Origin of the sequence: Longimicrobium sp. (assembly GCF_048594345.1) — a bacterium.
Taxonomy (GTDB): Bacteria; Gemmatimonadota; Gemmatimonadetes; order Longimicrobiales; family Longimicrobiaceae; genus Longimicrobium.
Window position 1 is genome coordinate 1 of sequence record NZ_JBMDXM010000080.1, and the last position, 25435, is coordinate 25435.

Here is a 25435-nt window from a genome sequence, read left to right on the forward strand (position 1 = left end):
CACACCCTCACACCCTCACACCCTCACACCCTCACACCCTCACACCCTCACACCCTCACACCCTCACACCCTCACACCCTCACACCCTCACACCCTCACACCCTCACACCCTCACACCCCTACACTCGTCCCCCGGCGAGAATCCTGCATACGCGATCCGCGTCCCATTCCCAGTTTCTGTCACGGTATCACCGACCGAGGATCCATGGCCGTTCCGTCGTCCGCGCCCGTCCCGCAGCCATCGTCCGAAGCCAGTTGGCCGCCCCGCACCGCCGCTGATTTTGCGCGCATCGGCAGCCTGCCGGCGTACGTGTTCGCGCAGGTGAACGCTGAAAAGGCGGAGCGCATCGCCGCGGGCGAAGACGTGATCGACCTGGGGATGGGAAATCCTGATCTGGGGACGCCGGGGCACATCGTGGAGGAGATGGTGACCCACGCGCGCGACAAGAAGCACCACCGCTACAGCGCGTCGCGTGGCATCTACGGTCTGCGCGAGGGGATGGCCGAGCACTACCGCACGCGCTACGGGGTGGAACTGGACGCCGAGAGCGAGGTGGTGGTGACGATCGGCGCCAAGGAAGGGATCGCGCACCTGATGCTGGCCATCCTGGAAGCCGGCGACACGATGATCCTGCCGTCGCCCGCGTACCCCATCCATAGCTACGCTCCCACGTTCGCGGGCGGCAGCGTGATCCCCATCCCGATGGAGGGAGACGGCGAGGGATCCGTACGCGGCGACGTGCTGCTGGACGCGGTGGAAGCGGCGTGCCGGGCAACCGCGCGGCCCCCCAAGGCGCTGCTTCTCTCGTTTCCCAACAACCCCACCACGCTGCAGGCGCCCCCGGGGTTCTTCGAGCGGGCGGTGGAGGTGTGCCGCCGCAACCGGCTGCTGCTGATCCACGACTTTGCCTACGCGGACTTCGGCTTTGGCGAGGAGCCGCCCAGCGTGCTTCAGGTGCCGGGGGCCAAGGAGATCGCGGTGGAGTTCTTCTCCATGTCCAAGTCGTACTGCATGGCGGGGTGGCGCGTGGGCTTCTGCGTGGGGAACCCGGCCATGGTGGGCGCGCTTACGCGGATCAAGAGCTACCTGGACTACGGGATCTTTCAGCCGATCCAGATCGCCGCGGCGCACGCGCTGCAGGCGGGGCAGGAGTGCGTGGCGGAGACGCGCGATACGTACCGTGCCCGCGCGGCGGCGTTGAGCGAGGGGCTTCAGGGCGCGGGGTGGGACGTTCCCGCGCCGCGCGCCACCATGTTCATCTGGGCGCCGATCCCGGAGCCGTTCGCGGGGATGCCCTCGATCGAGTTCGCGCGGATGCTGCTGCGCGAGGCGGGGGTCGTCGTCTCGCCGGGCGTGGGGTTCGGACCGCAGGGGGAGGGAAGCGTCCGCTTTGCGCTGATCGAGCCCGAGGAGCGCCTGCGCGAGGCCGGAGCACGCATCGGGCGCGTTCTGCGGCGCGCCAAGGCGGCCGCGTAGCCGCCGGGAAAGCGGGCGGGAAGTGCGCGCTTCCTTGCCCCGCACCGGCACGCGGACGCACGCATGGATCATTTCGTTACACAATCGATTCCGCGAGAACTCGCGGGTCGGGGACGGATGCACGGAGGCATCGCGCGGATTTCCTGCCGCGCGTTCTCCCGATGCACTCTGCTCGTTCTCCGCTCGCCTTTCACTGAACGGGGGCGGCCGGCACGCGTGAGGGCGCGGGTGTAACGGCAGGTGTATCATTCCGTTACTCCACCCTGATTTCCGCGTTTTGTCTCCTGCGGGAGGGGTGTGCGCCCGCTGCTACGTACTGCTCCAAATCGGTATCCACAAGGCACTTGTCAATCCCGGACCACGCCGCTATTATCCGCAGCGTTGTACGCTTCTTGGAGGCCCCACCCGCTCGCGCCACCGCCGTTCGACTATCGTTCCGCACCCGCCGTGAGCGGTTTCGTACTTTGCCGTGCCGGTCCGTTCGGCAGAGACGAAGCGTCCCAGGTTCCCCGGCCGTTCCGGACCCGGCGCGCCGTATCCACACCTGAGCCGTTCCCGCTGCCTTTCCTCTAGCACTACAGTATGACCATGCGAATCCGCACGCTCCTTCGTCTGGCGACGCCGCTGCTGGCGTTCGCGTTCGTGCTCGGCTGCGCCGACGCGGGCCCCAACAGCGGCACCGGCCCCCTGCCGACGCTGACCGACCCGGGTTTCTACCCGCTGCTCAGCGAGGCGCCCGGCGCCACGGGTGAGAGCGTGGTCACGCTGTCGCTCAAGCAGGTGCCCGGCGGCATCGAGCTCGCCAGCGTGCAGGGCGAGATCACGTACGACGCGGCCTCGCTGCAGCTTGCCCGCGCCGTCCTCCCCGCCGGCGTCGAGGGCGATGCCTTCGAGGTGGCCCCGGGCCGCGTGCGTTTTGTGGGCACCATGATGGACGGCGTGACCGAGCCGCCGCTCCTGGACCTGGTGTTCACGGGCCGCAAGGGCGCCCTCAAGCGCGAGATGTTCACGGTGCGCTTCGAGGAAGTTACCGGCGGTGCCGAGTTCGACGACCTGACGGCGACGGTCCGCTCGGACCGGCTGCTCTTTCAGAGCCGCTAAGCCCCGGTGACCCGCCTCCGCGGTTGATCCGCTGCCTCGACGCCTCCCCAGGCCCTGAACGGGCCCTGGGGCGGCTTCTTTCCCTTTACGTTGGTGCCTTCCAATGCCGTACTTGAACACTCGGCTCCATGCGCTGATGGCGATGGGCCTTTTGCTTCTCGCCGCGCCCGGCCTGCACGCGCAGGACGCGTCGGCCGTCGCGGCCGAGATTCGCGGTGACGTGAACGGCGACGGCCGGATCACCGCCGCGGACGCCGAGGCCGTGCGGGCCTACCTGGTCCGCGGTACGGTGCCCGAAGGGCGCAGCATCATGCCCGCGGGCGACGCCAACGCCGACGGGCGGGTCACGGCGGCGGACGCCGCGCTCATCTCCCGCTACGCGGCGGGCGTGGACGTGTCGCGCTTTCCCGTGGGCCGGCGGGTGGGCGACGAGCGCATGGAGGAGACGGACATCTCGCGGAGCAAGCTGGTGCTGTTCGACTGCAGCACCTCGGCCGCGACCGGCGCCACGAGCTGCCGCACGGTGACCGGCGGCAGCGAGGCCGCGTCGCTGAACATCATCGTGGGGAGTGAAGGCGTTCAGCTGGATACCAGCGGCACGTCGGTTTCGAACGGGAACGCGGCCAACCCCGACACGGTCACGTGGACGTGGACGCTGACGAACACCATGGCGCAGCCCATCGGGACCACCGACGGCGTGAACCCTGATCCCGCCGGCAGCCGCCTGTTCTTCGTGAAGCTTCCGTTCGCGACCGGCGCGGTGCCGGGGAACACCCGCCCGCTCAAGAACCTGGGCGTGACGCCCGTGGGCGCTTCGATCGGCAGCTTTTCGAGCGCGCAGGGCACCTCGTGGAACAACCGGCAGTTCTACCAGTTCGACGGTGTGCTGGAGCAGAACGAGTCGGCGGCGGAACAGGTCAGCTTCGTGTACGATGCGCGGGTGACCACCTTCTCCTACCAGCTGCTCCTTGCCACGCCGGTACCGTTTGACCGCGGCCGGGTGATCCTCACCGCGCTGGCGGATTCCGTGGTCCGGACCGACACGACGTTCACCATCCCGAGCCGGGCGGTGAACCATCTTGCCCAGGACACGGCGGACGTGCTCAGCTGGACCAGCTCCAACCCCGCCGTCGCCACCGTCGACCCCACCACCGGCCTGGTGACCACGCTGACGGAAGGCGCCACGACCATTACGGCGACGGACGCGACCACGCCCACGCGCACCGCCGCGTCGGAGAACATCGTCGTGGACCGCTTCCCGACGGTCGTCAGCACCACGCCGGCGAACGGCGGCGTGAACATCTCTCCGGACACCGACATCGTGGTGGTCTTCAGCGAGGCGGTCACCGTCAGCGCGACGGCCTTCGACCTGAAGTGCCCCGCCGCCGGCTCTGCCCTGCCGTACACCATCGCCGGCTCGGGGACCGCCACCATCACGGTCACTCCCGATGCCGACCTCCCCGCGGGGACGGCCTGCGAGGTGACGGTGAAGGGGAACCAGGTGGAGGACGTGGACACGAACGACGGGCCCAACTTCATGCCCGGGCAGTACGTGTTCGCCTTCGAGGTGGGGATCCAGGCCGTGAACGACGCGTTCGGGACGGTCACCACCGGCAACGTGCGGATCAACTCGGCGAACACCGACCCGGCGTTCAGCGTCACGACCAACGACAAGCTCGGCCCGTCGACCACCATCACCTTCGCCGGCTGGTCCGGGACCGCGGGGAAGACGCAGCAGGGCGGGGACGTGGTGATGACCACCTCCGGCGCCGGGATGGGCCAGTTCACCTACAATCCGCCCGCCGGCTTTACGGGCGTGGACAGCCTGGAGTACACCATCGACAGCGGCGGCGGCTCGTCGTCCGCGTCGGCCAAGGTGGAACTGCCGGTGAACGGGATGATCTGGTTCGTGAACAACGCGGCCGCCGCGTGCACCAGCCGCGCCAACGGGTGCGGGCGGCTGACCAACCCGTACAGCACGCTGGCCGCCTTCCAGGCCGAGAACAACGGCACGGGGAACAACCCCGCGGCCGCCGACAACATTTTCCTGTACGAGAGCGCGTCCAGCTACACGGGCCCGGTAACCCTGCTGACGGATCAGAAGCTGATCGGCCAGGACGCGGGGGGCACCCTTTCCGCCCACACGGGTGTCACGCCCGCCACGGGGAGCGATCCGCTTCCGGTGATGAACCCGGGTGCCGACGCGGTGACCATCGCCGGCGCGTCCGGCGGCGTGGCGCTGGGGAGCAACAACGTGCTGAACGGCTTCGCCATCGCCACCACGGGCGGAACGGCGCTTTCCGGAAGCAACTTCGGTACGCCGCAGATCACGGGCGTCACGATCGCGGCCTCGGGCGGGCCGGCGATCAGCCTGCAGAACGGCACGGTCAACAGCACGTTCGCCAACGTCAGCTCCACGGGGAGCACGGGCCGCGGCATCAGCCTGACCAACGTGAACGGCGGGATCACCTTCACCGCCGGCAGCATCTCGGGCGCGGCCCAGTCGGCGTTCTTCGTGAGCGGTGGCGACGTGGACGTGACCTGGCCGGGCACCATCAGCCAGGCGAACAACGCCGCGCTTGTGGACGTGCAGGGGAGCCACACCGGCACGCTGGCATTCTCCGGCACGGTGGGGGCGACCAACGGGGCGGGGCTGCAGTTCAACGCGGCCCAGGGCATCTACAACTTCACCGGCACCACCACGCTGGGCGGCACCGACGCGGGGATCGACATCACCAACGGGTCCGCGGGCACCTTCACCGTCGGCACCGGCACGGCGATCACCAACTCCGGCGGAACGGGCGTCAACGTGTACGGCAGCCCGGCGAACGTGACGTACAGCGGCAGCATCACCAAGAGCGGAACCAGCACGGGCCGCCTGGTGGAGATCGGCGAGCAGACGGCGACCGGCGCGGTGACGTTCAACACCGGCACCCTGAGCGCCACCAGCAGCAGCAACCTCAGCACCGGCATCTCGCTGAGCAACGCGGACGGGGCGGTGAACTTCAACGGCACGGTCACGCTGAACGGTGGTGACGCGGGCGTGGACATCGTCTCCGGGTCCAGCGGCAACATCGTCTTCGGGAGCGGCACGGCCATCACCAACCCGTCGGGCGAGGCGCTGCGGATCTTCAACGGAGCCGGTGGCGACCAGGCGGCGAACGTGAGCTTCGCGGGTTCGATCACCACCAACGCCGGGCGCCCGGTGCTGATCGAGGACGTGCTGAGCGGCTCGGTGACCGTGAGCGGGTCGATCAACGCGACGGCCGGGCTGGGGATCCTGGTGCAGAACAACTCCGGCGGCACCATGACGTTCAGCAACGCCACGCAGTCGCTGACCACGGGGTCCAACGCGGCGGTCACGCTGGCCAGCAACACCGGCGCCACGGTGAACTTTACGGGCGGCACCCTGGACATCGACGTAACCTCGGGCGCCGGCTTCACCGCCACGGGCGGCGGGACCGTGAATGTGACGGGTGCCAACAACACGGTGAACGCTACCTCGGGTGGCGTGGCCGTAAACGTGACCAACACGACCATCGGCGGCAGCGGCCTCAACTTCCTGACCGTCGCGGCGAACGGTGGCGCCAACGGTATCGTGTTGAACAACACCGGCACCACCGGCGGGCTTACGGTGACCGGCTCCGGCAGCGCGGGAAGCGGCGGCACCATCCAGAACACGACCGGCGCCGGTATCTCGCTGACCAGCACTACCGGCCCCAGCTTTGGCCGGATGATCGTGCAGAACACCGGCTCGCACGGGATCTATGGCGCGCTGGTGAACAACTTCAGCCTGACCAACAGCACGGTCACGAATTCCGGGACGAGCGAAGTGGCCGGCCGGCAGGAGTCGAACGTGAGCTTCTACCAGAACGCCGGGACGGGCACGGAGCGCAACGTCACCGGCACGGTGACCATCACGGGCAACACGCTGACCAACGCGCTGCACCACGGCATCAACATCACCCAGTACGACGGGACGATCGCCAGCCTGAACGTGTCGAACAACACGTTCACCAGTGCCACGTCGAGCGTGGGGTCCACGGGTGCCACGGCGTCGAAGGGAACGGCGGTGAACGTGAACCTGATCGGCAGCGGCGGGACGATCGCCAGCCTGACCAGCAGCACGATCAGCAACAACGTCATCACCGGCTTCCCCGGCAACGCGGGGATCCTGTTCAGCCTGGGCAATGCCAACACCGGCGGGCCCTCGGGGAGCTATGGATCGGCGGCGGACTCGATCACCATCCAGAGCAACCGGATCCGCGGCCACAACTCCTCGACCCTGATGAACACGCAGGCGGTGAACATCGCGGTGAACGGGCGCGGGACCGGCTTCTTCCGCGTGCTGGACAACGGCACTGCCGGCGAGCCGATCACCAACGTGGCGGGCCACGTGATCAACCTGAGCTCGTTCGGCGCGGCCACGCTTAATGTCCGGGTGCACAACAACCGCATCGTGGCCAACAACACGGTGGGGTCCAACGGCATCAGCATGGGCGTGGACAGCGCGGCCGGGTTCACCACGACCACGGTGATGAACGCGGTGGTGAGCTCCAACAACATCAGCGCGACCAACGGAAGCGGCATCCTGGGCATCGCCTCGCGCAGCGGGACGCTGAACGCGCGGTACGCGAACAACGTCATTGGCGCCCCGGCCACGAGCACGTACGGACTCCAACTCCGCAGCGCGGCCAGCACCACAAATACGGGTACGGTGTGCTTCGACATCACCGGCAACAACGTCGCGGCGGGTCCGGGCGGAACTTTTCCGGGGATCGGGCTGCGGCGGCAGAGCGGTTCGGTTACCAATGGTCCGAACGTGTTCGGCATCACCGGATTGTCGCCCTCCCCGGCGGGCACCCCCACGGTAGAATCGTACGTGGGCGGCAAGAATACGAGCACGTCCGGCAGCTTTGGCACCGCGGGCGTGGGCCTTGCCAGCGCGTCGACCGGGTTCACCAGCTGCACGCTCGCGTTCTAAGCCTCCTACGCTCTTGCTGAAAGGGCCCGCACGCCTTCCGCGCGCGGGCCCCCTCCGCCCCGCGGTTCGGGGGCATCGTTGCAGGTGCAGGTCCCTTTTTCACACCCTCCCTCCAGGAGACCCGCCTGATGTCCGAACCATTCCTGAGCGAGATCAAAATCGTCTCGTTCAACTTTCCACCCAAAGGCTGGGCGCTGTGTAATGGGCAGCTCCTGCCCATCAACCAGAACCAGGCGCTCTTCGCGCTCCTGGGCACCACGTACGGGGGCAACGGCCAGACCAACTTCGCGCTTCCCAATCTGCGCGGCCGGGTGCCGATCCACTTTGGCGCCTCGCACAACCTGGGCGAAGCGGCGGGCAGCACCAGCGTGACGGTGAACATCCAGCAGCTTCCCACCCACCAGCATTTCCTGCAGGCGGTCAATTCGCCGGCGACGACCAACGCGCCGTCCAACACGGTGATGCTGGCCAATTCCACGGCGTCGCAGGCGTATCAGCCCCCCGCCAACCTGGTGGCCATGTCGGCCCAGGCGGTGTCGAGCGTGGGCGGCAGCCAGCCGCACAACAACATGATGCCCTACCTGGTGCTGAACTTCATCATCGCGCTACAGGGCATTTTCCCCTCCCAGAACTGATCCGGAGACCACACCCATGGCACAACCCTACGTGGGCGAGATCCGGATGTTCGCCGGAAACTTTGCGCCCAACGGCTGGATGTTCTGCGAGGGCCAGACGCTGCCCATTTCGGAGAACGACGTTCTGTTTCAGCTTATCGGCACTACCTACGGTGGTGACGGCGAGGAGACGTTCAACCTGCCCAACCTGGCCAGCCGCATTCCCATGCACATGGGCACGGGGCCGGACGGGACGACGTATCAGATCGGGGAGATGGCGGGAACGGAGCAGGAGACGCTGACGACCCAGCAGATCCCCAACCACACCCATCCGCTGTTGGCGAGCAACGATCTCGCCACCCTGACGACCGTTGGTGGCAACGTGCTCGCCACGCCCAACTCGGCGACCGTGCTGCCGTACGGGAGCGACCAGCCACTGGCCCCGCTGAACGCCCAATCCATTACGCCGGCGGGCGGAAGCCAGCCGCACGAGAACACGCAGCCGTTCCTCTGCATCAACTTCATCATCTCCCTGTTCGGGATCTTCCCGAGCCAGACCTGAGGAGCGACCGACATGTCCGACCAGTTCCTCGCGGAGATCCGCATCTTCCCGTTCAACTTCCCCCCCACCGGGTGGGCGTTCTGCAACGGGCAGCTCATGCCGATCTCTCAGAATACGGCGCTGTTTGCTCTTCTGGGCACCACGTACGGGGGCGATGGCAAGAGCACCTTCGCGCTGCCGAACATGCTGGACAACGCGCCCATGCAGCCCGGGCAGGGGCAGGGCCTGAGCTTGCGTGACCTGGGCGAGCAGAGCGGTGTTGAGACGATCACGCTGCTGGTTTCGGAGATCCCGGTTCACACGCACACACTCAGTGCGTCGCTGTCCGACGGGCTCGAGCGCTTTCCGGCCGACCAGCTTGTCGCGCAAGGGATCGGCGTGGGGACGTACGCGGCTCCAAGCGCGCTGACGACCATGGCGTTCCAGGCGCTGCCTCCCGCGGGCGGCGGGCTGCCGCACAACAACATGCAGCCGTATCTCACCCTTAACTTCTGCATCGCGCTGCAGGGAATTTTCCCCCAGCGGCCGTAGGCGGAAGGCCGTAGCGAAGGCGAAGGGGGCGGCCACAGGGCCGCCCCCTTCGCGCCTACTGGAGAACAGTCGTGTCGGATAGAGAGATTCGTTTCCACCGTAGACGTGCCACACACGAACCGCATTCGGCCACCTCCATGAATGTCACCCTGCGCCCCGCTACCGACGCCGACCTCGACTTTCTGCACCGGCTGTACGCCACCACCCGCGAAGACGAGCTCAAGCAGGTGCCGTGGACGGACGAGCAGAAGGCGGCCTTCGTAAGCCAGCAGTTCCACGCGCAGCACCAGTTCTGGCACGAGAACTACACCGACACCTCGTGGGACCTGGTCCTGCTGGACGGTGAGCCGGTGGGGCGTCTGTACGTGGCCCGCTGGCCCGACGACATCCGCGTGGTCGACATCGCGCTGATGCCTGAGCACCGGGGCGGAGGCCTGGGAACGCGTCTGCTGCGAGGCATCCTGGCGGAGGGCGACGCCAGTGGACGCAAGGTCAGCATCCACGTGGAGATCTATAATCCGGCGCGTGCCCTGTATGAGCGGCTGGGGTTTGTGCAGGCGCAGGAAAAGGGTGTGTACCTGCTGATGGAGCGCTACCCGGCGGCGGTTCCGGCCTGAGGGCCGACGCGGCGCGACGCCGTGGAGGTTCGCCGCGTCGTTTCCGCCGTTTCATCGTTGCGCTTTCCCCTGCCTTCCTTCCGTCTCTCCTGTCGCCCAGGGATCCGCACATCCCCTCCTGATGGCGCCCGGACTGCCCGCATCCTGCCACAGGATGGGACAGCGGTGTCACACTCCGTTACGCCCTGCGTCTCCCCCGGCACGACGGTTGAACAGGTGAAAGCCTGACAGGGAGCGAATCTTTCAGCAGCGCCGCACCCGGCCTGCTTCATGCCAAATCATTGCCCCGCCGGAACCTGATTGCGAGGGCGCTCCCCCGCGCCCCGTGCTCGGCCTCTCTCCCGGCAATCGGCTTCGGCCTCCAGAATCCGACAACTCATGTTTGCGCTCGTCTCACGCCAGCGTGCGGACGATGCCAGTTGTCGATCCAGGAGCCGGCACCCCTCAAACCCCCTGCTTCTCAGGAGCATCATGTTTCGTCTCAAGTCAGTCGCCGCCCTGACCCTGATGCTGGGCATCGGCGCGTGCACCGGCGACGCCGGATCGCCGCTAGGTCCCGACGGCACCCAGCCGCTTGCCACCATCTCGGACGCGGCGCACGCCGGGGCCGTACCCGGCTTCTACTTCCTACCCCCAATGGTGCCCAATCCCTCGTACTCGGGTACCTTCGACAGCGGGCTGGATCCGCGCGTGGAGATCTGCGAACTCGTGGGCACCACCTGCGGGGCGGTCATCGCGCAGTACACGGAAGCCAGCGGCACCGGCGGGGAGATGGTGCAGACCGGCACGTCGTCGTACCAGGTGAACTGGCACACCAACCAGTTCAATCTGGACCCCGCCAAACATTACCGGATCTCGGTGTACGTGGGAACGTTCCGCCTGGGCTTTGCGGACGTGGACGTGGTGAGCTCCGGCAACCAGCTCAAGAACGTCGATACGGACGAGTACATCGCGCTCAAGGACGGGCGCACGCTTCCCATCAAGTTCCGCATCGAGACGGGGATCGCCGCGCAGGTGATCGTGTCGCCGGACTCCGCCGAGATCGCCCCGGGCGAGACGCAGCAGTTCACTGCCACGGTGCTGGACCTGCACGGCAACACGCTCGCCTGCACGCCCACCTGGACCTCGAGCAACCCGGCCGTGGCCACGGTGGACGCAAGCGGGCTGGCGACGGGCGTCGCGCCCGGGTCCACGATCATCACGGCGACCTGCCAGGCGGCGTCGGGGAGCGCAACGCTCATCGTGGTGGATCCCAACACGCCGCCGGTGGCCCAGGACGATGCGTTCGAGGCGATCGGCAACGTGACGGTGCCGGTGGCCGCGCCCGGAGTGCTGGCGAACGACACGGACGGTGAAGGTGATGCGCTGCAGGCGGTGCCAGGGACGTTCGCGACGGCGTCGGGCGGTACGGTGACGGTGAACGCGGACGGCAGCTTCAGCTACCTGAGCGCCGCGGGCTTTACCGGCGAAGACAGCTTTGCCTACACGGTGACGGACGGGCAGGACTCGGCGACCGCGACGGTGACGATGACATCTGCGTACCGCGTGTGGTACGTGGACAACGCGGCGGCCCCGGGCGACGGGCGCGACGCGTCGCCGTTCAACACGCTGGCGGAGGCGGAAGCCGTATCCACGGCGGGGGAGACGATCCTCATCCGCACGGGCGCGGCACCGTACGACGGCGGGATCACCCTCAAGACGGCCCAGTCGCTCACGGGCCAGGGCGTGCCGGCGAACGTGACGGCCACGCTGAACGGGCAGACGGTGGTGCTGCTGGCCGCCGGCGCCGCGCCCACGGTCACGCGTACGACGGCCGGCCCCACGGTGCAGCTGGCGACGGACAACGTGGTGCAGGGGGTCAACGTCACCTCTACGGCGGGCGCGGGGATCGCCGGGACCGGCTTCGGCACGCTGACGGTGGGCTCCACCGCGGTGGCGGCGACGGGCGGGCCGGCGCTGGATCTGTCCGCGGGCGACGTGGTGGGCTCGTTCAACGCGCTGTCGTCGGCGGGGAGCACGGGCGCGGGGATCCGCCTGGTGGGCGTGGGCGGCAGCTTCTCGGCCGCGGGCGGTTCGATCACGGGCTCGGCGGGCGCGGGCGCGGACGTGACGGGGGGCGCCGGCACCTTCACCTACGGCGGCGACATCGCGGTGGCGGGGCCGCTGGCGGTGTCGGTGACGGGGCGCACGGGTGGCACGCTGACCTTTGGCGGGACGATCGCCTCGACGGGGAACGGCATCTCCGTGCAGAACAACTCGGGCGGGACGATCGCCTTTACCGGCGGCAGCAAGTCGCTGTCGACGGGCACGAACCCCGGCGTGAGCCTGACCAACAACGCCGGCGCGACGATCTCGTTCGGCGGCGGCGGGCTGGCCATCGGTACGACGACGGGAACCGGCTTCCTGGCAGCCGATGGCGGGACGGTCACGGTGACCGGGGCGGGCAACACCGTATCGAGCGCGGGCGGCGTGGCCGTGCACGTGAAGGACGTGACGATCGCCGCAACGGGGATCACCTTCCGCAGCGTGTCGGCGGATGGCGGGACCAGCGGGATCGTACTGCGCAACACCAGCGGCCCCAACACGCTGCAGGTCACGGGCACCGGCGTCGCCGGCAGCGGCGGACTGATCCAGTCCACCAGCGGGCGCGGGATCGAGCTGGAGGACGTAAACGGGGTGTCGTTCGCGTACATGACCATCTCCGCCACTGGGGGCAGCGGCGTGGGCGGAACCGGGGTGACGGACTTTGCCTTCACCAACGGAACCATCCAGAGCTCCGGGACGGCGATGGGAGCCGGGGATTCGAACATCGGCTTCAACGCGGGTCCCATGGGGACGGCCAGCAACCTGGACGGCACGGTGACCATCAGCGGGAACACGCTGTCGTCTGCGTACCAGCACGGCATCGACATCGTTAACTACAGTGGTACGCTGTCGGATGTGACAATCACCAACAACGCCGTCACCAGTTCGATCTCCACGGCGGCCTCGACGGGCTCCGGGATCCGCCTGGTGGCCCGCGGCTCCGGGGCGGCAACCGCGCACCTGGTTCGCGCATCCATCACCGGCAACGTCGTCCGCAACTTTCCCAATGGCGCCGGAATCCAGGTGGAAGGCGGCAACACCACCGCGGGCGGACCGGTCGCCACGGTGGGCGTACCGGGCAACGCCACGAACGTGATCGCCATCACCGGCAACCGCGTCAGCGGGCAGGCAGCCGCGCGCATGGGCAGCGGCGCCATCGTGACGATTGTCAGCGGCCGGGCGCAGGGGAATTTCGACATCTCCGGCAACGGCACCGCGGCGGACCCCCTGGGCTACACCGCCGGCACCACCATCCAGCACTCGGCGCTGGGACAGGTGACGGTAAAGGCCAACATCGCCAACAACTACGTGGTGGCGAACAACTCCTTTGGATCGCAGGGCATTGGCGTGGGCGCGGACCAGGCGTTCGCGGTGACCGACGCGCCGAACCTGGAGGTGGCCATCACCGGCAACGCCATCACCACGACGGATGGGAACGGCATCCTGGCGGGGGCGCGCAACTCGGTCGCCGTCCTGCGGGCCCGGGTAGAGAACAACGTGGTGGCGATGCCGCTCGCGGGGGTGCGCCAGGGCATCCGCATCGATGCGGGTACGGCGGCAGGCAATGCCACGGTGTGCCTGCAGATCGCTGGTAACCAGAGCGCCGGTTCGGGAAGTGCGCTGGGGATCGGACTGCGCAAGCAGGGCACCAACCCCGCCGTAAACGTGTTCGGAATCGACGGGATGGTGGCCACGGCCACGCCGGGCGTGGAAGCGTATGTGAACGCTCAGAACCCGGCTGGCGGCGGTACGCAGCTGCTCTCCGCTACGTCGGGGTTCAGCAACTGCTCGCTCTGAGAAACGCCGGCCGTTGACGGCCTGGTTCAGATCGGACTACGGGCCTCTCACCGCATGGTTGGAGGCCCGTAGTTCATCACGCTGTGATGTGCCCGTACCGGATGGTAATCCAGATCAGCGCGTCAGGTGAACACGGCCTCGTAGCGCATGCCGCGCTCGTCGGGGCCGATGGGGGTCAGGAAGATCTCCATCGGCTCCATGTTGTCGTTCTCCACTCGGTAGATCTGCTGCGGAACCACTGCCTCGGGGATCGTATGGAACACGAGCGAGAACGGATGGCGGTCGCGCCCGGCGGCGGCGCCCTCGCCCCAGGGAAACACCTCGGTAAGCTTGGTGGGGAGGCGGTTCTCCTCGTCCACCACGATCGTGAAGATCTCGCCGAGGCGCGGCTGGAACGTTTCGATGGTAAAGGTCTCGAGCATGGGCGTGTGGATCGGGGTGCGTGGCTGGGGAGAGGGCCGCGGCGCGGAGGGCGGGATGCGTGCGGCGGCCCAGAATCTACGGCGCGATCCCACCGCGCGACAGTCGGGCCGACAACCTTGCCGGCGCGCGGAACTGCCGGTGGTCGGCAAGGAAGCTCGCAAGCTGCCGGCCGACGCCGGGGTAGCGAAGCAGGGCGCTACGGCTGGAATCAAGCGACAGAAAGGCCGGGGGCACGCAGCTCTCAGCCTTTCTCAACTGATGCGGTATGCCGATGCCGCGGCTACCGCCCCGTGAACGACGCGGGGCGCTTTTCCAGGAAGGCGGCGACGCCCTCGCGCTTGTCTTCGCTGGCGAAGCAGGTGACGAACAGCTCCGTCTCGTACTGCAGGCCGGCGGCGAGGGGCATCTCGGCGGCGGCGCGGACGGCGGACTTGGCCATGCGCAGCGCGACCGGCGACCTGGCGGCCATCGCCCGCGCGAAGTCCATCGTCCGCTCGCGCAGGTCGGCCGCGGCGTGGACGACGTCCACCAGGCCGATGCGCAGCGCCTCGGCCGCGTCGATGATCTCGCCGGACAGGATCAGCCGCATCGCCTGGCCGGTGCCCACGACGCGCGGCAGGCGCTGCGTGCCGCCGCCGCCGGGGATGATGCCCAGGTTGATCTCCGGCTGCCCGAGCTTCGCCGTATCCGCGGCGATGCGGACGTCGCACGCCAGGGCCAGCTCGCATCCGCCGCCCAGGCAGAAGCCGTTGATCATGGCGATCACCGGCTTGGGATACGCGGCGATCTCGTCGAACACGCGGCGCCCGGTCATCGTGGCGCGCTGCTGCAGCGGAGTGCGGTCGGCGAACTCGGCGATGTCGGCGCCGGCGACGAAGGCCTTGTCGCCCGCGCCGGTGATCACCAGCACGCGTACCAGGCCGTCGTCGCGCAGGGCGTCGAGCGCGGCGACCAGCTCCGCGCGCACCTGGCCGCTGAGGGCGTTGCGCTTTTCCGGGCGGTCGATGGTGAGGATGGCGACGGCGCCGTCCTGCTCCACCCGCAGCGTCTCGTACAGGCTCACCGGCCCTCCCCCGTCCAGTCGTAGAAGCCCTGCCCGCTCTTCTTTCCCAGCTTGCCCTCGCCCACCATCCGCCGAAGCAGCTCCGGCGGGCGGTACTGGTCGCCGCCCAACTCGCCGTGCAGGTACTCGGCGATGCCCAAGCGCACGTCGAGGCCGACGAGGTCCGTAAGCTTGAGCGGGCCCATGGGATGGTTGTAGCCCAGCTCCATCGCCTTGTCGATGTCTCGCGGCGTGGCGACGCCCTGCTCCACCATCCGCATGGCCTCCAGCCCCAGGACGATGCCCAGCCGCGACGAGGCAAACCCCGGCGTGTCGGTGACGACGATCGGCTCCTTGCCGATGCGGCGGGCGAACTCGAGCGCGGCATCCACCGTCGCCTGCGACGTATCGCTCCCGCGCACCACCTCCAGCAGCTTCATGATGTGCACGGGGTTGAAGAAGTGCAGCCCGATCACGCGCTCCGCCCGCCCCGTGGCCTTCGCGATGCGGCTTACGCTGAGCGACGAGGTGTTCGTCGCCAGGATCGCGTGCGCGGGGGAGATGCGGTCCAGCTCGGCGAACAGCCCGGTCTTGATCTCCATCCGCTCCGGCACCGCCTCGATCACGAGGTCCGCGTCCGCCGCGGCGGCGTGCAGGTCGGCGGCGTCGCGCAGGTTGCCGAGCGTCGTCTCGCGCGCGTCAGCGGTCACCTTTCCGCGCTCCACGCCCTTGTCCAGGTTGCCGCGGATGGTGCCCAGCGCGCGCTCCACGGCGCCGGGCTGCGGGTCGTGCAGCGCGACGGTGTAGCCCGCCATGGCGCACACCTGCGCGATCCCGTTGCCCATGGTTCCCGCGCCCAGGACGGCCACGCGGTGAATGCTGCGATCGTCTGCCACTGGAGTGTGTTTCTGGTTGATTTCAGGAGCGCCCGAGACGCGCCGCGGCCGCACAACATGCGGTCCGCCAAACGCCTCCGCCAGAGCAGAGGCGTGTTCCGAAAGGACCGGGAAGCCGGGCGAAGAAGACGCAAAGCACGGTGCTCCGCGTCCTCTTCGTCATCCATCCGCACCTCCGCGTCATGCCGAACCCGGGAAAACACGAACCGTGGGAATCGGGTGTCATTGCGATGTCCGCGTCCGCCTGACCCTTCCGCGCGCGCGCGAAGTCGGCGCCGACCGAGGAGTTGCCTTCGGCGATGACGCAGAGGGACGGAGAACAGCCAGAGGATCAGGGGACTACCGATTTTCCTCTGGATCTCTGGCTTTTGTCTGTTCCTCTGTAACCCTCCTCCGTTGCGGTCCTTGGACGGATCTGCGATCCGGCTTGGCGCGCCACCCTCCTCGGAGTGACGCTGGTTTCCGGACGCGGGATCAGGATCAGCCCTTCGGAACGGTGGAAAGGGAGGCGTAGGGGTTGGCGCTCGCATCCTCCTTTGCCAGCAGCGCCAGCCCCGTCCAGGCGGACGAGGCCACGTGCAGGAAGTTGAAGTACGACCAGCCCAAGCCGGGGCCGGTAGTGGCCTCGGGAGCCGGGGTGGCGACCAGGCCGTAGCCGTCGGCGTTGGGCGCCTTTTCGATCTGCCGAAGCAAGCTGTCATAGCACCGGCCGGCCGCGTGCTGCAGCCCCGCCTTGCTCAGCTGCAGCGCCATTACCGCGCCGGCGGTGGCCTCGTTCTGCACCTCGGTGCCGGCACGCGCAAAGCGGAAACCGAAGAAGCCAGCGCTCTCCGCCTGCATGTTGTGCATCATGTAGATCAGGCTGTACCCCTCGCTGGGTCCGGGATCGATCCCCGCCAGCGCCGTCCAGCTCTGCGTGTCGGTGGGAACCACCGTGTCGTTCAGCTCCGGGGGCGGCGTCTCGCCGGGCTTGAGGCGGCCGCTCTGGACCAGCGCCTCCAGCTCCTTGCCCGTGGGCGGAGACTTGGTGCCCGTGCAGTAGTAGACGACGTTGGGCTTGTTGGGATCGGTGACGCGGCAGGCCAGGACCAGCTTGCGCGCGCTGGCCGACGCCTCCGCCCAGTGCGCCTCGCCCGTCAGGTGGGCCAGGTTGGCGAAGAATGAGAACGCGTCCACGTTGTGCTCCACCGAACGCCAGCGGTAGACGGTGCCCCAGTGGTCCTCCCCGCCGCTGAAGCCGCCCCACGCGTCGTCCACCGCGCAGTTCTCGAGGATGTGGTGGCCGATGGTCTCGGCCGCGTGCAGGTAGCGGTACCGGCCGGTGCGGTGGTACAGGCGGGTGAGCGCCAGGCCGGCCCAGCACATGTTCCCCACGTCGCGCCGCCCGCCGTCGCGGTGAAAGATGGACGTGGTGCTGGACAGCCCGCGGTCCAGCAGCTCGCCGGCGCGCGTGGCCGCGACAATGCGGCCGCCGCCGATGGCGTCGTGGTTCAGGGCCACCACCAGCGCGTCGCCCAGGTCGCGGGCGCGGTCCATCTGGCCGCGCGCCTGGAAGTAGATGCAGGCCACCGCCGTGTCGTAGGTGTCGGCGCGGTGGTGTATCTCGCCGTGCTTTCCCTCCAGCTGCGCCGCGGGAAGGCGGTACGTCTGCACGTAGCGCGGCCCGGCCACGGTGAACTGGTCCATCTGCTGCTCCAGGAACAGGTCCAGGCGGTCCAGCACGCCGGCCGTCTTTCCCCGGTGTGGCGCGGGGACCACCGGAAAGGTGTAGACGCGCCGCGGAAAGACGACCTCGCCCGCCTTTTCGCGGTTCACCACCGGCCAGTCCACCAGGTTCAGCATCTCCTTGGTGTAGTTGAGCAGCATCTTGTTCCACAGCGCCTCGTACTCGTCGAACACCTGCCTGGCGTACACCGGAATGGCCTCCTCCATGGCGGCTTTGACGTTCTCGAAGTCTTCGCTCCGCTGGTCCATCTTCACGGTGCCGGTCGTCATCGTCTTGACGGCCATTCCGCGCTCGCCCGGCTGCCAGCGGTTGTTGGCGAAGCGGTCGTAGAACACCATCTGCACCCGCTTGGTGCGGGCCATCTCGTTCACGAAGAGGTCCGTCATGTGGATGATGCCGTTGCCGCTGGCGATGAGCGACTGCCGCCACCACTTGGCGCGCTCGTACAGCTTGTCCGCCAGCTCCGAGTACATGATGGCGGCGTGGTTCAGCGCGGCCTGGTGCTCGTAGCGGTGCGGCTCCAGCTGCTTCTGCTCCATCAGCACCGCCACGTGGGTCAGCGTGAGCGGACGCAGCACCGCGGCGGCGGTGAGCAGGTGTGCGTTGGGGAGCGCCGCGCACTCGGCCGCGGCCGACTCGATCTGCGACAGCAGGAACCCCAGCCGGGCCTTGCGCTCGGCGACGTCGGTCAGGTAGCGGAACTGGCGCAGCTGGTCGCCCAGCGAGCGCAGGCGGATAAGCAGGCTGGTGGCCGCGTTGTTCGCGATGGAGGTGACCACCTCGTCCAGGCGCTCCTTGACCAGCGCCTCGACCCTCCCCTCCATCTGCCTCCACAGGTTGTCCTTGGGCTCGGGAAAGAGCACCGTGTCCACGAAGTAGATGATGATCCCGCTTCCCACCGGCGCCTGCTCCGCCGCGGTGTGCAGGATCTTCTGGAGGATCTTTTCGGCTTCCAGGTCTTCGATGGCGAATTTCATGGACGGCTCCTCGGGGGTGTCGGGTGGGGCGGGGGGATGATGAAGCGGGGGGGGCGCGTGCGCGTGTGCGTCCGGACGACGGGGCGGACGGGCCGCGGGCGCTGCGCGTGTGAGGGAAAACGGATCTAAAGCTGAGGCTTTTCCTTGCCGGAGCAATACTTTCGGATTGTGTTCGGAGGCTGTGGGCGAGCGGTTGGGCGGGAGGCGGGCGTGACGAATCGGCAAATCCCGGCGGGCCGCCGGATCGGCCAGAAGGGAGGCGGGAAGCCGCGGAGCGCGATCCGGGGAACGATGCGGGAGGGCGCGCGGAAGGTCGCGTGAAGTGTGCGCGCGGGCGCTACTGCGTCTGGACGATCTCGTCGGTGATGCGGTACTCGCCGTCCAGCCACGCGATGATCTCGCGCGCGGCGGGATGGTCCACGCCGGTCCAGCGCTCGCGCAGCGCGGCCTCGCGGTCGTCCAGCCGGTCCAGGCCAATGTCCTGCAGCACCAGCACGTCCTCGTACAGCCGCTCCGCCAGTTCCTCGCCCATGACGGCGACGGCGGCGCGGAGGGTGGCCTGGCCGTACTCGTACGCCTCGCCGCGCCGGTAGCTTTCCACGAGCGTAAGGGCGGGGATGCGGGTGAGCGTGGGCTGCAGCGCCGGGTTCACGCCGTGCGCGGCGACCAGATCCGCCATCGCCGCCGGACGGCCGGTCACGCCGCGGACGTGCAGAAACTGCGACATCCGCTGGCCGTCGTTCACCGGGTAGTTGTCCCACAGGAACGGCTTGCGGCGGATCTGGTCCGCGACGCGGCGCAGGTGCCCCGGCGAGTACTCGCGCGAGCAGACCTCCTCGCCGGTCCAGAAGATTTCCATCCGCGGGTCCAGCGCCGCCCCCAGCCGCTCCAGGTAGCCGGGCGGCCGCTGTCCAAAGACGCGGTCCAGCACCGGATCGTCCGTGTAGTAGCTGGGGCAGACGATGATCCGGTTCGCCGACGTGTGCTGCGCGGCCCAGTCGACGATCTGGATCTGCCGGTCCGCCAGGCCGGGGACGTCGCCGCGCATGTCGTCGAACAGGATGGCCAGATCCTGCACGCCGATGGCGTCGAAGAACGCCAGCTTTCTTCCCAGCGCGTCCCGTTCCGCCGTGCCGAAATCCCGCACCTCGAACGGGCTGATGCCGATCCCGAAACGCACACCCAGCTTCGCGCAGCGGCCGGCCAGCCGCGCCAGCTCGTCCGCCATCTCGCGCGGATGGTCTTCCTGCCAGCGGCGCCGCAGGTATGTGTCCACCTTGGGCGCGTACAGGTAGAAGCCGTAGCCGTGCGGCGCAAGAAAGGCGATCGTGGCCGCCCGCTCGTCCCACGACCACGGCCGCCCGTAAAAGCCTTCGATGATGCCGAGCTCTACATCCATCCATCCCCTCCCCGTGCCGGCAGCCGGCGGACGGCGACCCTGCCCGGGACACCGGCCGATACGCTTCGCCAACGTATGCACGGCCCGCGCCGCTCACTACCGCGGCAGGGACGTCAAGGGTTTCTCTTTCGCTCCCACTGCAGATGCGTGATAATGCCCCGGAACGCGGCGGAACTACCGTCCGTGCGGCTGGCGTGCCCTGGCGAAAGGTGCGCGGTGGAGACGTACGACGTGGTGATCGTGGGAGGCGGGGTAATCGGGGCCAGCGTGGCGTGGCACCTGGCCGTGCGCGGGTGCACGCGCGTTCTGGTGCTGGACGCCGCGCCGGGTCCGGGGGAGGGAAGCACCGGGGCGGCGACCGGCGGCTTTCGCTGCCAGTTCGGGTCGGAGCCCAACGTGCGGCTGTCGCTGCTCGCGCGCGAAAAGCTGCTGCGCTTCGCCGACGAGGTGGGCGTGGATCCCGGCTACCGTCCTTGTGGCTACCTTTTTCTGGTGGAGCGTCAAGCCACGCTCGCGGCGCTGCTGGACGCCCAGGCCATGCAGCACGCGCTGGGCGTGGCGGAGGCGTGGCCGGTGACGGTGGAGGAGGCGCTGGAGATCAACCCCGCGGTTGCGGTGGAGGGGCTGGTGGGCGGCGTCTACTCCCCCACGGACGGCTTCATCCGGCCGAGGGAGATCCTGCGCGGCTACTCGGAGGCGGCGGCCCGCCTGGGTGTGCGGTTCGAGTACGGCGCCGCCGTCCGCGGCCTGCGCGTGCAGGACGGACGCGTGGTGGGCGTGCGGACGGACGCGGGCGAGGTGGGCGCGGGGGCGGTGGTGAACGCGGCGGGGCCGTGGGCGGGGAAGGTCGCGGCGATGGCGGGCGTCGACATCCCCGTGTATCCGCTGCGGCGGCAGGTGGCGCTGACGGAGCCGTTCGCCGGCCTGCCGGAGTGCATGCCGCTCACCATCTTCGTGGAGGCGGAGTTCCATCTGCGCGTGCGCGACGGCCGGGTGCTGCTGCTCTGGTCAGACCAGCCGAACACGGCCGACCCGTTTGACGTCGCGTTCGATGACGGCTGGCTGCCGCAGGTCACCGCCCGCGCGCACCGCTGGATCCCGTCCCTGCGCCAGGCGACGGTGGATCGCGCCGCGTGCGTGGCCGGGCTGTACGAGATGTCGCCGGACCGCCACGTGCTGCTGGGGCCCGCGCCCGGCGTGGAGAACCTGTACCTGGCCAACGGCTCATCCGGCCACGGGGTGATGCACTCCCCCGCGCTGGGCCAGCTGATGGCGGAGATGATCCTGGATGGATCGGCATCCTCGATGGACGTCCATCCCCTGCGCCCGTCCCGCTTCGCCGAAGGGCAGCCCAACGCCGCGCCGGAGTTCCTGTAGCGCTTTCTCTGGACCCCGCGTGCTCCCGTCGCACCTTCCGTGGGGTGCCGGGTACGGGAAAAGAGAGGTGCAGGGGAACCAGACGCAGGCGAAGGATCGTGAAGCAGGACGGACGGGATCGATCGAAGGGCGCCCGGCGGGCGGCTGGCGCTCCGGGAGGGCAGCGGGGACGCAAGTCGCACGTGCAGGCGGGGCGGCGCGGGGAGCACGGGCTCCGGGCATCCGCCGCGCGGCTGGCGGGGCTTGTCCATGGGGAACTGCTGCCGGAACTCCGCGTGGAGAGCGTTACGCCGGATGACCCGGTGGTCGTGCACCACGCGCCGGCGCCGTGGCGGGTGCTGGGGCGCGGGAACTACGCGGCGGTGCTGGTTCACCCCGAGCACCCGGAACTGGTGGTGAAGGTGTACGCGCCGGGCCGGCCGGGGGTGGAAGCGGAGCGGGAGGTCTACCGCCGGCTGGGCGAGCATCCCGCGTACTCCGCGTGCCTGTACTCGGAGGATGGATTCCTGGTCCTGCGGCGCCTGCACGGGGTCACACTGTACGACTGCGTTCACCGCGGGCTGCCCATCCCGGAGCAGGTGATCCGCGACATCGACCGGGCGCTGGACTACGCGCGCGACCGCGGCCTGCATCCGCACGACGTCCACGGCCGCAACGTGATGATGCACGAGGGGCGCGGCCTGGTGGTGGACGTGTCGGACTTTCTGCGGGACGAGGACTGCACCAAGTGGAAGGACCTGAAAAAGGCGTACTTCCGCGTCTACCGCCCGGTCTTCATGCGACTGCGGATGCGCGTCCCGTACGTCGTCCTCGACCTGGTGCGGCTGGGCTACCGCCTCACCCGGCGGATGATGCCGGACCGCTCATAATCGGCCTAACAGGCTCGGCGGACGGTGTCATTCTGAGCCTGAGCCTCAGGCTCAGGCTCAGAGGGTGTTGAGAAACCTCAGTTCTTCGTACGAAGCGCACAGTCATCCTGAGGGAGCGCCACGCGGAACCTTGAGAAACACAAGAGCTTACGCGCGACCGAAGGACCTTCTCTCCGTCACGTGGGGCTTGATGCGAGGTATGAAGCCAGCCTCACGCTTCTGCCGGCAAGGTCCTTCGGTCGGCGCCAGAGTATTGTGTACGAGCAGGTTATGGAGCGGCGCCTCCCTCAGGATGACTGGCACGATTCGAGGTTTCTCTACACCCTCTTAGCCTCAGAACGACGGCGATCGTCCATACGCACTGTTTCTCCGGATTCGGTACTACTGCTCGTATCCCGCCCGGCCGGCCTCAAAGACGAAGTGTGGGCTGAAGTCCCCGGGTCGAAGCAAGCGCCACGCTTCCTGGCGCGTGCTCTGGGGCAGAACGCGGAACTCGTACGGGCCGGCGAAACGGATCGTCAGGTCGCCGGCCGCCGTGGCCTCGATCTCCCGCACGATGAAGTCGTCGCTTTGGTTTTCGAAGCGGCGCTTCGCCTCGTTCAGCGGAAACAGCTGGCCCAGCAGGTGGTCGCGCAGGTTGGGACCCTCGTCCCAGTGCCAGCCATCCGGCGCGGGAAGCTCCAGCGGCTCCCACACGTCCGAGCGGCCGGTGACGGTGCCGGTTGCCAGGTGGTCCAGCCGCCACGGCGCCTGCAGGTTCAGCGCGTACTGCGCCACCTGCCGCTTGCCCACCATCTCCAGCTCGCCAAAGCCAAGCGTGAGCATCTCCGCCGCGCGCGTGACGGTGCGCAGCCGCAGCCCCCGCAACGGCTCCAGCGCGGCGCGGATGGCCCGCGGCGCCTCCGCGTAGGGAACGGGATCCAGGCTACTCACCGCGGAACACCGGCTTGCGCTTCTCGTTGAAGGCGGTGATGCCTTCCTTTGCGTCGGCACTGCGAAAGCAGCGCATCTGCTGCTCGCGCTCGGCGGCGAGCATGGCGTCCAGATCGGAGTCCAGCGAGGCGGCCAGGGTGCGCTTGGCCAGGCGCAGCGCCAGCGGCGGCTTGGCGGCAAGCTCCTTCGCCAGCTTCTTCACCTCGTCCTCGAACCAGTCCTCCGCCACCACGCGCTCGAACAGGCCCATGCGCTCCGCCTCGCGCGCCTCCACCATCCGCCCGCTCATCACCAGCTCCGCCGCACGCCCGGCGCCCACCAGGCGGGGCAGCGTCCACGTGGCGCCCCAGTCCGGGTGCAGGCCGATGCGGTTGAAGGTGAGGCCGATGGTCGCGCGCTCCGACGCCACGCGAAAGTCGCACGCCAGCGCCAGCGACGCGCCCGCGCCCGCCGCGGGACCGTTCACCGCCGCGATCACCGGCTGCTCCACCGTCCGCAGCCGCTGCACCACGCGCATCCCCGCCTGCACCAGCGTCTCGAACGTGGCGTCGTCGCCGCGCGACAGAAGGTCGCTCATCACCTCCACGTCCGCGCCGGTGCAAAAGCCGCGGCCGGCGCCGGTGATCACCAGCACCCGCACGTCGGGGGACGCCGCCGCGCGGTCGATGGCGTCGTGCAGATCGTCGCGCATGGTGCCGGCAAAGGCGTTCAGCCGGTCGGGGCGGTTGAGCGTGATCCAGGCGATGCCGTCGTGCACGCGCAGCAGGACCGGGTCGCTGGATGCGGATGCGGCCGGGCTCACGAGTCCACCCGTTCCACGATCAGCGAGATCCCCTGGCCCACGCCGATGCACATGGACGCCAGCCCGTAGCGTACGCCCCGCCGGTGCATCTCGTGGACGAGCGTCGTCAGGATCCGCGCGCCCGACGAGCCCAGCGGGTGCCCCACCGCCACCGCGCCGCCGCTTACGTTCACGATCTCCGGGTCGATCCCCAACTCCCGCACGCAGGCCACGGACTGCGCCGCGAACGCCTCGTTCAACTCCACCAGCCCGATGTCGTCGATGGACAGCCCCGCCAGCGCCAGCGCCTTGCGCGTGGCCGGCACCGGGCCGATCCCCATGCGGTGCGGCTCCACCCCGGCCACCGCGCTGGCGACGATGCGCGCCATGGGCCGGCGCCCCAGCCGCTCCGCCGCCGTGGCCGACGCCACCAGCAGCGCCGACGCGCCGTCGTTGAGCCCCGACGCGTTGCCCGCCGTCACCGTCCCGCGCTCCTTGCGGAACGCCGTCTTGAGGCCCGCCAGCGACTCCAGCGTGGTATCCGCGCGCGGGTGCTCGTCCGTATCCACCACCCTGGGCGGACCTTTGCGCTGCGGGATCTCGACCGGAACGATCTCCCCGGCAAAGTGGCCCGCGGCGATGGCCTTCGCGGCGCGCTGCTGGCTGGCGAAGGCGAACGCGTCCTGGTCTTCGCGCGACACGTTGAACTCCTCCGCCACGATCTCCGCCGTCTCGCCCAGCGAAACCGTCCACTCCGGCGGCATCTTCGGATTGACGAAGCGCCAGCCGAGAAGCGAATCCGCCATCTGCGGAACGCCGCGCGCGTAGCCTTCTTCCGGCTTGAGCGTCACCCACGGCGCGCGCGTCATGCTTTCCACGCCGCCGGCGATGAAGGTTTCGCCCTCGCCCGCGCGGATGGCGTGCATGGCGCTGCGTACCGCTTCCAGCCCCGATCCGCAAAGCCGGTTCACCGTCTGCCCGGGCACGGTGACGGGGAGGCCGGCGAGGAGCAGCGCCATGCGCCCCACGTTGCGGTTGTCCTCGCCCGCCTGGTTGGCGCAGCCAAAGATCACGTCGTCCACCACGGACGGATCGATCCCCGTCCGCTGCACGATCGCCTTTACCACGGTGGCGGCCAGGTCGTCCGGCCGCACGGAAGCAAGCGAGCCGCCAAAACGCCCCACCGGCGTCCGGACGGCGTCCAGGATGTATGCGTCGGTCATAGACAGAGAAGTGGTTGTGCC

Annotated in this window: 18 protein-coding genes; 10 read left to right on the plus strand and 8 right to left on the minus strand. The window is 68.8% G+C overall.

Annotated features, from left to right (window positions below; genetic code table 11):
• Positions 1–205: 205 nt before the first annotated feature.
• The 8 genes from ACOJUJ_RS08640 (at position 206) to ACOJUJ_RS08675 (ending at position 13768) form a co-directional block, all read left to right on the plus strand.
• Entirely contained in the window at positions 206–1477 is a 1272-nt protein-coding gene (locus ACOJUJ_RS08640) for an aminotransferase class I/II-fold pyridoxal phosphate-dependent enzyme (RefSeq protein ID WP_420126459.1), read from the plus strand.
• A gap of 588 nt (positions 1478–2065) precedes the next feature.
• The gene (locus ACOJUJ_RS08645) at positions 2066–2578 is read left to right on the plus strand and encodes a hypothetical protein (RefSeq protein WP_420126460.1); all 513 of its coding nucleotides are present in this window, start codon (positions 2066–2068) and stop codon (positions 2576–2578) included.
• A 136-nt stretch (positions 2579–2714) separates the two neighbouring features.
• Positions 2715–7562 carry an Ig-like domain-containing protein gene (locus ACOJUJ_RS08650; RefSeq protein ID WP_420126461.1) on the plus strand — a complete coding sequence of 1616 codons (4848 nt, stop codon included), beginning with the start codon at positions 2715–2717 and terminating at the stop codon, positions 7560–7562.
• A gap of 128 nt (positions 7563–7690) precedes the next feature.
• The gene (locus ACOJUJ_RS08655) at positions 7691–8197 is read left to right on the plus strand and encodes a phage tail protein (RefSeq protein ID WP_420126462.1); all 507 of its coding nucleotides are present in this window, start codon (positions 7691–7693) and stop codon (positions 8195–8197) included.
• Positions 8198–8213: 16 nt separating this feature from the next.
• Positions 8214–8738: a phage tail protein gene (locus ACOJUJ_RS08660; RefSeq protein ID WP_420126463.1), complete on the plus strand. Its 525-nt coding sequence runs from the start codon at positions 8214–8216 to the stop codon at positions 8736–8738.
• A gap of 12 nt (positions 8739–8750) precedes the next feature.
• Positions 8751–9269, plus strand: coding sequence for a phage tail protein (locus ACOJUJ_RS08665; RefSeq protein WP_420126464.1), 519 nt, complete (start codon positions 8751–8753; stop codon positions 9267–9269).
• Between the two features lie 137 nt (positions 9270–9406).
• Positions 9407–9886 carry a GNAT family N-acetyltransferase gene (locus tag ACOJUJ_RS08670; RefSeq protein WP_420126465.1) on the plus strand — a complete coding sequence of 160 codons (480 nt, stop codon included), beginning with the start codon at positions 9407–9409 and terminating at the stop codon, positions 9884–9886.
• A 471-nt stretch (positions 9887–10357) separates the two neighbouring features.
• Positions 10358–13768: a beta strand repeat-containing protein gene (locus tag ACOJUJ_RS08675; protein ID WP_420126466.1), complete on the plus strand. Its 3411-nt coding sequence runs from the start codon at positions 10358–10360 to the stop codon at positions 13766–13768.
• Positions 13769–13890: 122 nt separating this feature from the next.
• On the opposite strand, the gene ACOJUJ_RS08680 is transcribed toward ACOJUJ_RS08675, so the two are convergent.
• The 5 genes from ACOJUJ_RS08680 to ACOJUJ_RS08700 all read right to left on the minus strand — a co-directional run bounded on the left by ACOJUJ_RS08680 (position 13891) and on the right by ACOJUJ_RS08700 (position 20231).
• On the minus strand, positions 13891–14190 hold the full coding sequence (locus tag ACOJUJ_RS08680) for a DUF6916 family protein (RefSeq protein WP_420126467.1): 300 nt from the start codon (positions 14188–14190) through the stop codon (positions 13891–13893).
• 281 nt (positions 14191–14471) lie between these two features.
• Entirely contained in the window at positions 14472–15248 is a 777-nt protein-coding gene (locus ACOJUJ_RS08685; RefSeq protein WP_420126488.1) for an enoyl-CoA hydratase/isomerase family protein, read from the minus strand.
• A 2-nt stretch (positions 15249–15250) separates the two neighbouring features.
• Positions 15251–16129, minus strand: coding sequence for a 3-hydroxyacyl-CoA dehydrogenase family protein (locus tag ACOJUJ_RS08690; RefSeq protein ID WP_420126468.1), 879 nt, complete (start codon positions 16127–16129; stop codon positions 15251–15253).
• A gap of 480 nt (positions 16130–16609) precedes the next feature.
• Complete coding sequence (locus tag ACOJUJ_RS08695) at positions 16610–18832, minus strand: hypothetical protein (RefSeq protein WP_420126469.1); 2223 nt, start codon at positions 18830–18832, stop codon at positions 16610–16612.
• Between the two features lie 337 nt (positions 18833–19169).
• Positions 19170–20231, minus strand: coding sequence for a beta-N-acetylglucosaminidase domain-containing protein (locus tag ACOJUJ_RS08700; protein ID WP_420126470.1), 1062 nt, complete (start codon positions 20229–20231; stop codon positions 19170–19172).
• Between the two features lie 153 nt (positions 20232–20384).
• Here ACOJUJ_RS08700 and ACOJUJ_RS08705 point away from each other — a divergent pair, with 153 nt between their 5' ends.
• A complete protein-coding gene (locus tag ACOJUJ_RS08705) occupies positions 20385–21608 on the plus strand; it encodes an NAD(P)/FAD-dependent oxidoreductase (RefSeq protein ID WP_420126471.1) in 1224 nt (407 codons plus the stop codon).
• A gap of 233 nt (positions 21609–21841) precedes the next feature.
• Positions 21842–22477 carry a serine/threonine protein kinase gene (locus ACOJUJ_RS08710; protein ID WP_420126489.1) on the plus strand — a complete coding sequence of 212 codons (636 nt, stop codon included), beginning with the start codon at positions 21842–21844 and terminating at the stop codon, positions 22475–22477.
• 381 nt (positions 22478–22858) lie between these two features.
• Here ACOJUJ_RS08710 and ACOJUJ_RS08715 read toward each other — a convergent pair whose 3' ends face one another.
• Genes ACOJUJ_RS08715 through ACOJUJ_RS08725 form a run of 3 tightly spaced genes read right to left on the minus strand, consistent with a single transcriptional unit; the run spans position 22859 to position 25414 of the window.
• Positions 22859–23410 carry a hypothetical protein gene (locus tag ACOJUJ_RS08715; RefSeq protein ID WP_420126472.1) on the minus strand — a complete coding sequence of 184 codons (552 nt, stop codon included), beginning with the start codon at positions 23408–23410 and terminating at the stop codon, positions 22859–22861.
• Complete coding sequence (locus ACOJUJ_RS08720) at positions 23403–24212, minus strand: enoyl-CoA hydratase/isomerase family protein (RefSeq protein WP_420126473.1); 810 nt, start codon at positions 24210–24212, stop codon at positions 23403–23405. Before ACOJUJ_RS08720 ends, ACOJUJ_RS08715 begins: the two co-directional genes overlap by 8 nt.
• Positions 24209–25414 (minus strand): thiolase family protein, encoded by a 1206-nt coding sequence (locus ACOJUJ_RS08725; RefSeq protein WP_420126474.1) that lies wholly within the window; start codon positions 25412–25414, stop codon positions 24209–24211. The genes ACOJUJ_RS08720 and ACOJUJ_RS08725 overlap by 4 nt, the downstream gene beginning before the upstream one ends.
• Positions 25415–25435: the final 21 nt, after the last annotated feature.